5 protein-coding genes and 3 rRNA genes are annotated in these 13,292 nt (G+C 58.8%); 6 read left to right on the top strand and 2 right to left on the bottom strand.

The genetic code is table 11. The annotated features are described in order from the left end of the window. The first annotated feature begins 7 nt into the window (after positions 1-7). On the top strand, positions 8-1,429 hold the full coding sequence (locus AACH39_RS04555) for an aspartate ammonia-lyase (protein ID WP_338621005.1): 1,422 nt from the start codon (positions 8-10) through the stop codon (positions 1,427-1,429). A gap of 1 nt (position 1,430) precedes the next feature. After that, positions 1,431-2,672 (top strand): [FeFe] hydrogenase H-cluster maturation GTPase HydF, encoded by a 1,242-nt coding sequence (gene hydF, locus AACH39_RS04550; RefSeq protein WP_338621004.1) that lies wholly within the window; start codon positions 1,431-1,433, stop codon positions 2,670-2,672. A 65-nt stretch (positions 2,673-2,737) separates the two neighbouring features. Here the strand turns inward: hydF and AACH39_RS04545 are convergent, their stop codons facing one another. Then, positions 2,738-5,014 (bottom strand): NADP-dependent malic enzyme, encoded by a 2,277-nt coding sequence (locus tag AACH39_RS04545; RefSeq protein ID WP_215782228.1) that lies wholly within the window; start codon positions 5,012-5,014, stop codon positions 2,738-2,740. Positions 5,015-5,133: 119 nt separating this feature from the next. Beyond that, positions 5,134-6,747: an L-aspartate oxidase gene (gene nadB, locus AACH39_RS04540; RefSeq protein WP_338621003.1), complete on the bottom strand. Its 1,614-nt coding sequence runs from the start codon at positions 6,745-6,747 to the stop codon at positions 5,134-5,136. Between the two features lie 356 nt (positions 6,748-7,103). Here nadB and AACH39_RS04535 point away from each other — a divergent pair. The 4 genes from AACH39_RS04535 to AACH39_RS04520 all read left to right on the top strand — a co-directional run bounded on the left by AACH39_RS04535 (position 7,104) and on the right by AACH39_RS04520 (position 13,214). Then, positions 7,104-8,641: ribosomal RNA gene (locus AACH39_RS04535) — 16S ribosomal RNA — on the top strand. 259 nt (positions 8,642-8,900) lie between these two features. Beyond that, positions 8,901-11,791 (top strand): 23S ribosomal RNA (locus AACH39_RS04530). Between the two features lie 75 nt (positions 11,792-11,866). Beyond that, positions 11,867-11,981: ribosomal RNA gene (rrf, locus tag AACH39_RS04525) — 5S ribosomal RNA — on the top strand. The 16S, 23S and 5S rRNA genes sit together here, the layout of an rRNA operon. A 429-nt stretch (positions 11,982-12,410) precedes the next feature. Beyond that, positions 12,411-13,214 carry a helix-turn-helix transcriptional regulator gene (locus AACH39_RS04520; RefSeq protein WP_215782229.1) on the top strand — a complete coding sequence of 268 codons (804 nt, stop codon included), beginning with the start codon at positions 12,411-12,413 and terminating at the stop codon, positions 13,212-13,214. Positions 13,215-13,292 lie beyond the last annotated feature (78 nt).

The following is a 13,292-nucleotide window of genomic DNA, read 5'->3' as shown; positions in this document are numbered from 1 at the left end:
GGCGATCATGGCCTTGCGTCTGGAAAGCGATTCGCTCGGTCAGGTCGAGCTGCCGCAGGATGCCTGGTACGGCGCGCACACCGCCCGGGCGCGCGACAACTTCCTGCTCAGCGGGCAGGGGGTGGCGCCCGAGCTGGTGTCGGCCTTTGCCCGGGTCAAGATTGCCTGCGCACGCACCAATGCGGCGTTGGGTTATCTGCCGGCCGAGCTGGCGGAGGCCATTGTGTGCGCCGCGCGCGAGATGGCGGCCGGCGAGTTTGCCAGCTCGATGGTGGTGGACGCGCTGCAGGGCGGGGCAGGGACCTCGCTCAATATGAATGTCAATGAGGTGCTGGCCAACCGGGCCGAGGAGCTGCTCGGCGGCCAGCGCGGCCAGTACCGGCTGGTGCATCCGATTGATCATGTCAATCTGCATCAGTCGACCAACGATACTTATCCGACGGCGTTGAAGGTGGCGGCCATCGGCCTGCTGCGGCAGTTGCATATCGATATCTCGGAACTGCAGATGGCCTTCCAGCGCAAGGAAGGTGAGTTTGCCCATGTGGTGAAGATCGGCCGCACGCAGCTGCAGGATGCCTGTCCGATGAGCATGGCGGCGAGTTTTTCGGCCTGGGCCGAGGGGCTGTCGCGTGACCGCTGGCGGGTGTCCAAGTGCGAGGAGCGGTTGCGGGTGGTCAATCTTGGCGGCACGGCGATCGGCACCGGCATCACGGCGCCGCGCGAGTATATCTTTGCCGTGACCGAGCGCCTGCGCGAAGAAACCGGCTTTGGGCTGGCGCGGGCAGAGAATCTGGTCGATGCCACGCAGAATGCGGATGTGTTTGTCGAAGTGTCCGGCATTCTCAAGGCGCATGCGGTCAATCTGCTGAAGTGTTCGTCGGATCTGCGTCTGCTGGCTTCGGGGCCGCGTGCCGGTCTGGGTGAGCTGCGTCTGCCGCCGATGCAGGTTGGCTCGAGTATCATGCCCGGCAAGGTGAATCCGGTGATCTGCGAGGCAGTGGCTCAGGCGGCGATGCAGGTGATTGCCAATGATGCCGCCATCACGATGGCGGCGCAGTCCGGCCAGCTGGAGCTGAATGCCTTCCTGCCGCTGGTGGCGCATGCGCTGCTTGGGTCGCTGACCTTGTTGTGTCGCGCCAACCGCATGTTCCGTCTGCGCTGCGTCGAGGGGATTGAGGTGAATGAGGCGGCCTGCCGCGAGCATGTCGCGCAGTCGCTGTCGACGGTGACGGCGCTGGTGCCGCTGATCGGTTATGAGGCGGCGGCCGGACTGGCCAAGCAGGCGCTGGCACAGGGTTGTACCATTGCCGAGCTGGTGCGCGCCGAGGGACGGTTGAGCGAGGCGGCACTGGCCGAGGCCCTGTCGCCGGCGGCGATGACGGCGCTGGGTTTCCGTGGTGGTCCGCGTCAGCCGAATGGAGGAAATTGACATGATGGATACCCCGAAGGGATTGCGGCTGCATATCGGCCTGTTTGGCCGGCGCAATGTCGGCAAGTCCTCCCTGATGAATGCGCTGGTTGGTCAGTCGGTGTCGATTGTGTCTGATCTGGCCGGGACGACCACCGACCCGGTGGAGAAGACGCTGGAAATGGCGCCGCTGGGGCCGATCGTGTTTGTCGATACCGCCGGTCTGGACGATGTCGGCGCGGTGGGCGAGATGCGCAAGCAGAAGTCGCTGCAGGTGCTGGATCGGGTCGATCTGGCTATTGTGGTGGCGACGCCGGAGGGACTGACTGACTTCGATCAGGAGGTCATGTCGCTGTTGCGCGAGCGCAAGACGCCGTTTGTGGTGGTGTTCAACAAGTGCGATCTGGGACAGCCGCCGGCCGGTGATCTGGCGCGGCTGGATCAGGACAGGATCATGTATGTGCTGGCCAGCGCCACGGCTGCGCAGTCGATGGATCAGGTCAAGGAGGCCTTGTTCCATCTGGCGCCGGAAAATCCGCTGGACGAGCCAAGGCTGATCGGAGACTTGCTGTCGCCGGGCGACCTGGTGTTGCTGGTGGTGCCGATTGATCTGGGCGCGCCCAAGGGGCGCCTGATTCTGCCGCAGGTGCAGACGATCCGCGATGTGCTGGACAGTGATGCCAGCTGTGTGGTGGTCAAGGAGCGCGAACTGGCGGATACCCTGGCCAAGCTGACCGTGCCGCCACGCATCGTGGTGTGTGACTCTCAGGTGGTGCTCAAGGCCTCGGCCGATACCCCGAACGAGATTCCCCTGACCACGTTCTCGATTCTGATGTCCCGTTTCAAGGGCGACATGATCCGTCTGGCGCATGGCGCCGGCGCCATCAATGCGCTCAAGCCGGGGGATCGGGTATTGATTACCGAATCCTGCTCGCATCATTCGCTGGCGGATGATATCGGTCGGGTGAAGATTCCGCGCTGGTTGCGGCAGTTTGCCGGTGGCGACTTGCAGACCGATGTGGTGGCCGGCAAGGACTTTCCGAGTGATCTGTCTCCGTATTCGCTGGTGGTGCAGTGTGGTGGCTGCATGGTGACGCGCAAGATGATTCTGCACCGGCAGTATCTGGCTGAGCGTCAGCAGGTGCCGATGACCAATTACGGCATGGCGATCTCGCAGGTGCAGGGGGTGCTGGAGCGCACTTTGCAGTGTTTCCCGGCGGCGCTGGAGGCCTTCCGCCAGGGGGCGCAGGGGCGCCCGCGATAACGCAGTCTGTCAGGAAAGCAAAAGGCCACCATGACGGTGGCCTTTTGCTTGTGCCGGGCGTCGGGTTAACCGGCGGTTTGTGCGTCCACGCACGCCAGCGCCACCATGTTGATGATGCGGCGTGCCGAGGAGATCGGCGTCAGGATGTGTGCCGGCTTGGCAATGCCCATCAGGATCGGACCGATGGTCACGCCGTCGGAGGCCGAGACGCGCAGCAGGTTGTAGGTGATGTTGGCCGCTTCGATGTTCGGCATGACCAGCAGATTGGCCGAGCCCTTGAGGGTGCTGTCCGGCATGGCTTGCTGACGGATGCTTTCCACCAGGGCGGCATCGCCCTGCATTTCCCCGTCGACTTCCAGCGTCGGCTGATTGCTCTGGATCAGAGCCAGTGCATCGCGCATTTTCTGCGCCGACGGGCAGTTGACCGAGCCAAAGCTGGAGTTGGACAGCAAGGCGACCTTGGGCACGATACCGAAGCGCTTCATCGACTTGGACGCCATCTCGGTAATGCCGGCCAGTTGCTCGGCATCCGGCGCCGGATTGACATAGGTGTCGGTGACGAAGATGTTGCCGTTGGGCAGCATCAGCGCGTTCATGGCGCAGGCCAGTTTTTGCGGGTTGTTGTAGCCCAGCACGTCCTGGATGATCTCGAAGTGGTGACGGTAGGCGCCGAAGGTGCCGCAGATCAGGGCGTCGGCATCACCGCGTCTGACCATCATGGCGCCGATCAGCGTGGTCTGGCCGATCATGCGGCGACGAGCCTGCTCCTGCGAGATGCCGCGGCGCTGCATCAGCTGGTAGTACTCTTTCCAGTAGTCGTTGAAGCGCGGGTCGGAGGCGTTGTCCACCAGCTGGAAGTCTTTGTCGATCTCCAGCTTCAGCCCCAGCTTCTCGATGCGCTTTTCCACTACGTTGCGGCGGCCGATCAGGATTGGCTTGGCCAGACCCTGGGCGACGATCTCCTGCGTGGCATGCAGCACCCGCTCGTCCTCCCCCTCGGCCAGCACCACGCGTTTCTGGTCTTTGCGCGCCTGGGTGAATACCGGCTTCATGAACAGGTTGGTCTTGTAGACGAACTGTGCCAGCTTGTCGATGTAGGCTTCCATGTCGGCGATCGGCCGGGTGGCCACACCGGACTCCATGGCGGCACGCGCCACCGCCGGCGCGATCTTGACGATCAGGCGCGGGTCGAAGGGCTTGGGAATCAGGTATTCCGGGCCGAAGGTCAGCTCCTGGTCGACATAGGCCGATGCCACGACATCGGACTGCTCGGCCATCGCCAGATCGGCAATGGCGCGCACGCAGGCCAGTTTCATCGGTTCGTTGATGGTGGTGGCGCCCACGTCCAGCGCCCCGCGGAAGATGAACGGGAAGCACAGGACGTTGTTGACCTGGTTGGGGAAGTCGGAGCGGCCGGTACAGATGATCGCATCCGGGCGAGCCTCCTTGGCCAGCGGCGGCAGGATTTCCGGCTCGGGGTTGGCCAGCGCCAGGATCAGCGGATGGGCTGCCATCGAGCGCACCATGTCCTGGCTGACCAGGTTCGGGCCGGACAGCCCGAGGAAGATGTCGGCGCCGACGATGGCGTCCTTCAGGGTGCGCAGGCCCTTGTCGTCGATGGCGTAGCGCTTCTTCGACTCGTCCATCTTCTCGTCACGGCCGTGGTAGATCACGCCCTTGGAGTCGCACACCACCACGTTTTTCTGCTGGATGCCCAGGGCCACCAGCAGGTCCAGGCAGGCAATGGCCGCCGCACCGGCTCCGGAAGTGACCAGGCGCACGTCGGCCATCTGCTTGCCGACCACGCGCAGGCCGTTGAGGACGGCGGCAGCGGTGATGATGGCGGTGCCGTGCTGGTCGTCGTGGAAGACCGGAATCTTCATCTTCTCGCGCAGCTTCTTTTCGATATAGAAGCACTCGGGCGCCTTGATGTCTTCCAGATTGATGCCGCCGAAAGTCGGCTCGAGGGCGGCAATGATGTCGACCAGCTTGTCCGGGTCGTTCTCGTCCACCTCGATGTCGAAGACGTCAATGCCGGCAAACTTCTTGAACAGTACGCCCTTGCCTTCCATCACCGGCTTGCCGGCCAGTGCCCCGATATTGCCCAGGCCGAGCACAGCCGTGCCGTTGGAGATGACCGCCACCAGGTTGCCGCGGGCAGTGTATTTGTAGGCGTTCAGCGGGTCTTCGACGATGGCGTCGCAGGCCGCGGCCACCCCGGGCGAGTAGGCCAGGGCCAGATCGCGCTGAGTGGCCAGCGGCTTGGTCGGCGCCACCTGAATCTTGCCCGGGTTGGGGTATTGGTGATACTCGAGTGCGCTTTGGCGCAGTTGCTCATCCATTTCTCTGTGCGCTCCTGTAGGTGAGGACGTCTTTAATTATTTTGGTGGGTCATTATAGGCAGCACGGCCGCATTCGAGCCATATGGCCGACTGCGAGCCGTGCGGCGAATGGTGTCATGTCAGGGTTGCTTCTCTGGCGTCGTACGCCGGATATGGTCGGGCTGCAGAATCGTGTCGCAAGGCTCGGTCAGCATCTCCGGGTAGTCGCGGCTGAAGTGCAGCCCTCGGCTTTCCTTGCGTGCCAGTGCCGAGCGGATGATCAACTCCGCTGTCTGCACCAGGTTGCGCAGTTCGATCAGGTCATTGCTGACATGGAAGTGGCTGTAGTACTCGTCGATTTCGCCTTCTAGCAGTCTGACCCGGTTCAGTGCCCGCTCCAGGCGCTTGCTGGTGCGCACGATGCCGACATAGTCCCACATGGCCCGGCGCAGCTCGTCCCAGTTATGCGAGATGACGACCGATTCATCGGCATCCGTGACACGGCTGTCATCCCAGTCCGGGATGGCGGGCAGGGCGAGCTTGCCCTGCGACAGGATGTCTTCGGCGGCTGCCTTGCCAATGACCAGACACTCGAGCAGCGAATTGCTGGCCAGACGGTTTGCGCCGTGCAGGCCGGTGCAGGCGGACTCGCCGACGGCATACAGTCCGTCGACATCCGTGCGCCCGCGCAGATCGGTCAGCAGGCCGCCGCAGGTGTAGTGAGCTGCCGGCACCACCGGAATCGGCTCCTTGGTAATGTCAATGCCCAATTCCAGGCAGTGGTTGTAAATGTTGGGAAAATGCTCGCGGACAAATTCCGCCGGTTTATAGGAAATATCCAGGTAAACGCAATCCAGACCGTGCCGCTTCATCTCGAAGTCGATGGCGCGTGCGACGATGTCGCGCGGCGCCAGTTCGGCGCGCGGATCGTGATCCGGCATGAAGCGTGTGCCGTCAGGCAGTCGCAAGATGCCGCCCTCACCACGAACCGCCTCGGAGATCAGGAAAGATTCGCTGTGCGAATGATAGAGGCAGGTCGGGTGAAACTGGATGAACTCCATGTTGCCAACCCGGCAGCCTGCCCGCCAGCCCATGGCAATCCCATCGCCCGTGGCGGTATAGGGGTTGGTGCTGTACAGGTAGACCTTGCCGGCGCCGCCGCAGGCCAGGATGGTGTGCTTGGCGGCGATGGTCTTGACCTCGTCGCCCTTCTTGTCCAGCACATAGGCGCCGTAGCAGCGATGCCCCTCCAGGCCGAGCTTGGCCGATGTGATCAGATCGATGGCAATGTGCTCTTCCAGCAGCGTGATGTTCGGGTGAGCCTTGATTTTCTGCCCCAGCGTGCTGGTGACGGCAGCACCGGTGGCATCGGCGGCATGGATGATGCGGCGGTGACTGTGGCCGCCTTCGCGTGTCAGGTGGTATCCCGTGCGATGGGTTTCATCCTTGGTGAAGGGCACGCCCAGCGAGATCAGCCAGCGGATGGCCTCTTCGGAATGCTCGACAATAAAACGCGTGGCATCGGCGTTGCACAGGCCCGCACCGGCAATCAGCGTGTCACGGATGTGCTCTTCGACCGAGTCTTCGGTATCCAGAACGGCAGCAATGCCGCCTTGTGCGTAACTGGAGCTGCCCTCCAGCAGGTCTTTCTTGGTGACCAGTGCCACCTTGCGGGTTTCGGCCAGATGCAGGGCCAGCGTCATGCCGGCCAGCCCGCTGCCAATAATCAGAATATCGTACTTGAGCATGGTCATTGGATGTCCGTTCCGCTTATCAGAGCGATGACATCAGAGTATGTCGAAAAGATTTAGACTACCAGATTCAGCGCGGCGATTGGGGGTGGCTTGTCTGTTGCCGGGCGAGGAGAGGCGTGTGCGTCGCCTGTCTTTGAAATGATTGTTGCGGGAGGGGTTGACGGGTGGCAGGGCGGGGCGTATAGTTCGGCTTCTTCGCTGCAGCAACAACGCAGCACTGCTCTTTAACAAAACGAACAACCGATAGGTGTGAGTGCCGGGAGAGACCGACACTTGCACTGCAAGAGACAGAAAAAAACCTTACGGGGTTCTTTTGAAGTCCTTGCGTGCCAGATAGTACGAAAAGCATAGAGATTGAACTGAAGAGTTTGATCCTGGCTCAGATTGAACGCTGGCGGCATGCTTTACACATGCAAGTCGAACGGCAGCACGGGAGCTTGCTCCTGGTGGCGAGTGGCGAACGGGTGAGTAATGCGTCGGAACGTGCCGAGTAATGGGGGATAACGCAGCGAAAGTTGTGCTAATACCGCATACGCTCTGAGGAGGAAAGCGGGGGACCTTTGGGCCTCGCGTTATTCGAGCGGCCGACGTCTGATTAGCTAGTTGGTGGGGTAAAGGCCCACCAAGGCGACGATCAGTAGCGGGTCTGAGAGGATGATCCGCCACACTGGGACTGAGACACGGCCCAGACTCCTACGGGAGGCAGCAGTGGGGAATTTTGGACAATGGGGGCAACCCTGATCCAGCCATGCCGCGTGTCTGAAGAAGGCCTTCGGGTTGTAAAGGACTTTTGTCAGGGAGCAAATCCTGCTTGTGAATAATGAGCGGGGATGAGAGTACCTGAAGAATAAGCACCGGCTAACTACGTGCCAGCAGCCGCGGTAATACGTAGGGTGCAAGCGTTAATCGGAATTACTGGGCGTAAAGCGTGCGCAGGCGGTTTTGCAAGTCTGATGTGAAAGCCCCGGGCTCAACCTGGGAACGGCATTGGAGACTGCAAGGCTAGAGTGCGTCAGAGGGGGGTAGAATTCCACGTGTAGCAGTGAAATGCGTAGAGATGTGGAGGAATACCGATGGCGAAGGCAGCCCCCTGGGATGACACTGACGCTCATGCACGAAAGCGTGGGGAGCAAACAGGATTAGATACCCTGGTAGTCCACGCCCTAAACGATGTCAACTAGCTGTTGGGGGTTTGAATCCTTGGTAGCGTAGCTAACGCGAGAAGTTGACCGCCTGGGGAGTACGGCCGCAAGGTTAAAACTCAAAGGAATTGACGGGGACCCGCACAAGCGGTGGATGATGTGGATTAATTCGATGCAACGCGAAAAACCTTACCTGCTCTTGACATGTACCGAAGCCCGAAGAGATTTGGGTGTGCCCGAAAGGGAGCGGTAACACAGGTGCTGCATGGCTGTCGTCAGCTCGTGTCGTGAGATGTTGGGTTAAGTCCCGCAACGAGCGCAACCCTTGTCATTAGTTGCCATCATTAAGTTGGGCACTCTAATGAGACTGCCGGTGACAAACCGGAGGAAGGTGGGGATGACGTCAAGTCCTCATGGCCCTTATGAGCAGGGCTTCACACGTCATACAATGGTCGGTACAGAGGGTCGCGAAGCCGCGAGGTGGAGCCAATCTCAAAAAACCGATCGTAGTCCGGATCGCACTCTGCAACTCGAGTGCGTGAAGTCGGAATCGCTAGTAATCGCAGATCAGCATGCTGCGGTGAATACGTTCCCGGGTCTTGTACACACCGCCCGTCACACCATGGGAGTGGGGGATACCAGAAGTGGGTAGGCTAACCGCAAGGAGGCCGCTTACCACGGTATGCTTCATGACTGGGGTGAAGTCGTAACAAGGTAGCCGTAGGGGAACCTGCGGCTGGATCACCTCCTTTCTAGAGAAAGTCGATCCTGGTACTCACAGCCTATCGGTTGTTCAGCGAGTGGAATGGTAATCAGAGGGCCTGAGGGGTCTTGTGATTAGCGTTTCAAACGCATTGATCTTTAACAAACTGAAGAAGCCGAATACAAAATTGATTCTGAGCCAGGATGGTTTCATCCTCGTTTGGATTCAACTTTGGGTAATTGTATGTATCGACGTTTTGCCGGTAGAGGTACCGGCAAGGCGAGTGCGCAAGGCCCTTGAAATGATAGGGTCAAGCGAGTAAGTGCATCTGGTGGATGCCTTGGCGATCATAGGCGATGAAGGACGTGTAAGCCTGCGAAAAGCGCGGGGGAGCTGGCAATAGAGCTTTGATCCCGCGATGTCCGAATGGGGAAACCCGGCCCTTAGGGGTCACTCCCACCTGAACACATAGGGTGGGTAGAGCGAACGCGGAGAACTGAAACATCTAAGTACCCGCAGGAAAAGAAATCAACCGAGATTCCGTGAGTAGTGGTGAGCGAAAATGGAAGAGCCTGTACGTTTTAGCCGTTGAGTTAGTGGAAGAGTCTGGAAAGGCTCGCCGTAGTGGGTGATAGCCCCGTACACGAAAACTGAATGGTGGCACTGAGCGTACGACAAGTAGGGCGGGACACGAGAAATCCTGTCTGAAGATGGGGGGACCATCCTCCAAGGCTAAATACTCATGATCGACCGATAGTGAACCAGTACCGTGAGGGAAAGGCGAAAAGAACCCCGGGAGGGGAGTGAAATAGAACCTGAAACCGGATGCATACAAACAGTGGGAGCCTCGCAAGGGGTGACTGCGTACCTTTTGTATAATGGGTCAGCGACTTACGTTCAGTAGCGAGCTTAACCGAATAGGGGAGGCGTAGCGAAAGCGAGTCCGAATAGGGCGCTTCAGTTGCTGGGCGTAGACCCGAAACCGAGTGATCTATCCATGGCCAGGATGAAGGTGCGGTAACACGCACTGGAGGTCCGAACCCACTAATGTTGCAAAATTAGGGGATGAGCTGTGGATAGGGGTGAAAGGCTAAACAAACTCGGAGATAGCTGGTTCTCCCCGAAAACTATTTAGGTAGTGCCTCATGTATCACTTCCGGGGGTAAAGCACTGTTATGGCTAGGGGGTCATTGCGACTTACCAACCCATGGCAAACTCTGAATACCGGAAAGTGCGAGCATGGGAGACAGACGGTGGGTGCTAACGTCCATCGTCAAGAGGGAAACAACCCAGACCGCCAGCTAAGGTCCCAAATGATCAGTTAAGTGGTAAACGAAGTGGGAAGGCCCAGACAGCCAGGATGTTGGCTTAGAAGCAGCCATCATTTAAAGAAAGCGTAATAGCTCACTGGTCGAGTCGTCCTGCGCGGAAGATGTAACGGGGCTCAAACTGATAACCGAAGCTGCGGATTTGCACGCGAGTGCAAGTGGTAGGGGAGCGTTCTGTAGGTCTGTGAAGGTGTGTCGAAAGGCATGCTGGAGATATCAGAAGTGCGAATGCTGACATGAGTAGCGATAAAGCGGGTGAAAAGCCCGCTCACCGAAAGCCCAAGGTTTCCTACGCAACGTTCATCGGCGTAGGGTGAGTCGGCCCCTAAGGCGAGGCAGAAATGCGTAGTCGATGGGAAACTGGTTAACATTCCAGTACTTTCATACAGTGCGATGGGGGGACGGAGAAGGTTAGGTCAGCCAACTGTTGGAATAGTTGGTTCAAGCTGGTAGGCGGGACACGCAGGCAAATCCACGTGTTCGTTAACGCCGAGAAGTGATAACGAGGGTCTACGGACCTGAAGTGACTGATACCCTGCTTCCAGGAAAAGCCTCTAAGCTTCAGCTGTATGAGAACCGTACCGCAAACCGACACAGGTGGGCAGGAAGAAAATTCTAAGGTGCTTGAGAGAACTCAGGAGAAGGAACTCGGCAAATTGATACCGTAACTTCGGGAGAAGGTATGCCTCTTAGGGTGTAGGACTTCGCGTCCGAAGCTTTGAGAGGTCGCAGAGAATCGGTGGCTGCGACTGTTTATCAAAAACACAGCACTGTGCCAACACGAAAGTGGACGTATACGGTGTGACGCCTGCCCGGTGCCGGAAGGTTAAGTGATGGGGTGCAAGCTCTTGATCGAAGCCCCGGTAAACGGCGGCCGTAACTATAACGGTCCTAAGGTAGCGAAATTCCTTGTCGGGTAAGTTCCGACCCGCACGAATGGCGTAACGATGGCCACACTGTCTCCTCCTGAGACTCAGCGAAGTTGAAATGTTTGTGAAGATGCAATCTACCCGCTGCTAGACGGAAAGACCCCGTGAACCTTTACTGTAGCTTTGCATGGGACTTTGAACAGACTTGTGTAGGATAGGTGGGAGGCTATGAAGCGTGAACGCTAGTTTGCGTGGAGCCGTCCTTGAAATACCACCCTGGTGTGTTTGAGGTTCTAACCTAGGTCCGTGATCCGGATCGGGGACAGTGCATGGTAGGCAGTTTGACTGGGGCGGTCTCCTCCCAAAGTGTAACGGAGGAGTTCGAAGGTCACCTAGGTACGGTCGGAAATCGTGCTGATAGTGCAATGGCAAAAGGTGGCTTAACTGCGAGACCGACAAGTCGAGCAGGTGCGAAAGCAGGACATAGTGATCCGGTGGTTCTGAATGGAAGGGCCATCGCTCAACGGATAAAAGGTACTCCGGGGATAACAGGCTGATTCCGCCCAAGAGTTCACATCGACGGCGGAGTTTGGCACCTCGATGTCGGCTCATCACATCCTGGGGCTGTAGCCGGTCCCAAGGGTATGGCTGTTCGCCATTTAAAGTGGTACGCGAGCTGGGTTCAAAACGTCGTGAGACAGTTTGGTCCCTATCTGCAGTGGGCGTTGGAAGTTTGACGGGGGCTGCTCCTAGTACGAGAGGACCGGAGTGGACGAACCTCTGGTGTACCGGTTGTCACGCCAGTGGCATCGCCGGGTAGCTAAGTTCGGAAGAGATAACCGCTGAAAGCATCTAAGCGGGAAACTCGCCTGAAGATGAGACTTCCCTGAGGGCTAGACCCTCCTGAAGAGTCGTTCGAGACCAGGACGTTGATAGGTCGGGTGTGGAAGCGCTGTGAGGCGTGAAGCTAACCGATACTAATGGCTCGTGAGGCTTGATCCTATCATTTGATGGGCTTTGTGCCCGATACATACGAATTCAAACCAAACGGCTTCTGCAGTTTGTAGACAGTTTATGTCTGGCGGCCATAGCGAGGTGGTCCCACGCCTTCCCATCCCGAACAGGACCGTGAAACGCCTTAGCGCCGATGATAGTGCGGCATTCGCCGTGTGAAAGTAGGACACTGCCAGACTCCCCATGCAAAGCCCAGACCTCAGGTCTGGGCTTTTTGCTTTGTGGTGCCGCAGGAGGCGCGATGAGCAAAAGCCCGGATCGATGATCCGGGCTTTGTGGTGTGTCGCTTCCCGCCGCGGCGTCAGGACTGGGCTTGCGGCTGAGTGCGCTGGGCGCGCTCTTCACGCGGCGTGATGCCGAAATGGTTGCGATAGGTGCTGGAGAAGTGCAGGCCAGGTGTTGAATATCGATGGCTTACAGGCTGATTGAGACAAGACAACGAAGGATTTCTGTTTTACCGCTATGGAGCCATGGCTACTTGCCTAGCTCATTGATTTAAAATGAAAAGGTAATTGCGTTTGGGTAGGTAAATGCTGACGTAATAATGGACAGGTGTATTATATTGGTGATGGTGCTACGATCATTTACCTTTTGACATCGATGCCTCATGAATCAAAACGACCTGATCGAACTCAGTCTGCCCGCTTTGGTGACCTTGCCCCGCCCGGTGCTGATGCGCATTGAGCATCGACCAGGCCACTCCTATGTCCGCCCCCATCGACACCCCTGGGCCCAGTTCATGTACTGCAGCAGTGGCGTGATGTCGGTGACCACCGAAATCGGCAGCTATGTCATGACACCGGACATGGGGCTGTGGATCCCCCCGAATATCGAACACTCGGTCGAAATGGTTCAGGCCATTGAGCAAGAGAGCTTGTACCTGGATGGGGAACTCGGCGCACGTCTGGCTGGTCAGGGAGGCGTCGTTCACATGAACGCGCTGGTCAGGGAGCTGATTCACGAAGCGGGTACCTATCCGGTCGAGTATGACGAGCAGGGAGAGCAGGGCAGGCTGATTGCCGTGCTGATCGACCAGCTGTCCCGGCTGAGCCTGCGCGATGTGCTCTTGCCATTCCCGCGCGATGGGCGGCTCCAGTCGATTTGTCGCCAGCTGATCGCCCAACCGGCGTGCGATCACAGTCTGGAGGACTGGGCCGGCCAGGCCGCCGCCTCCAGTCGTACCCTGAGCCGTCTGTTCGAGTCCGAGACCGGGATGGGGTTTCGTGCCTGGCGCCAGCGCCTGCGTCTGCAGCGTGCCATGCTCAGGCTGGGGGAAGGCGCTGCGGTATCCCGCGTGGCGGCAGAAGTTGGTTATACCTCCGCTTCGGCCTTCATTGTTGCCTTCAAGCGCTTCTTTGGCTTTCCGCCCGGGAGTGTCGGCAACCGCCACGAGACCACGAACCCGCGATAAGGTTTGGCACAACCGCTCTTCATATTCATATAGCAAAACGGTTTTGCGTTGATCTCCTGTCTGCTTTAGATTCCTTGC

Source organism: Paludibacterium flexuosum (assembly GCF_037076605.1).
Lineage (GTDB): Bacteria > Pseudomonadota > Gammaproteobacteria > Burkholderiales > Chromobacteriaceae > Paludibacterium.
Note: the sequence above shows the minus strand (reverse complement) of the source record. Positions and strands in the feature narration are given on the sequence as shown.

Coding starts and splice junctions, on each gene's coding strand:
- AACH39_RS04555 (WP_338621005.1), top strand. CDS start 8: ATGGCCTTGCGTCTGGAAAGCGATTCGCTCGGTCAGGTCGAGCTGCCG.
- hydF (WP_338621004.1), top strand. CDS start 1,431: ATGATGGATACCCCGAAGGGATTGCGGCTGCATATCGGCCTGTTTGGC.
- AACH39_RS04545 (WP_215782228.1), bottom strand. CDS start 5,014: ATGGATGAGCAACTGCGCCAAAGCGCACTCGAGTATCACCAATACCCC.
- nadB (WP_338621003.1), bottom strand. CDS start 6,747: ATGACCATGCTCAAGTACGATATTCTGATTATTGGCAGCGGGCTGGCC.
- AACH39_RS04520 (WP_215782229.1), top strand. CDS start 12,411: ATGAATCAAAACGACCTGATCGAACTCAGTCTGCCCGCTTTGGTGACC.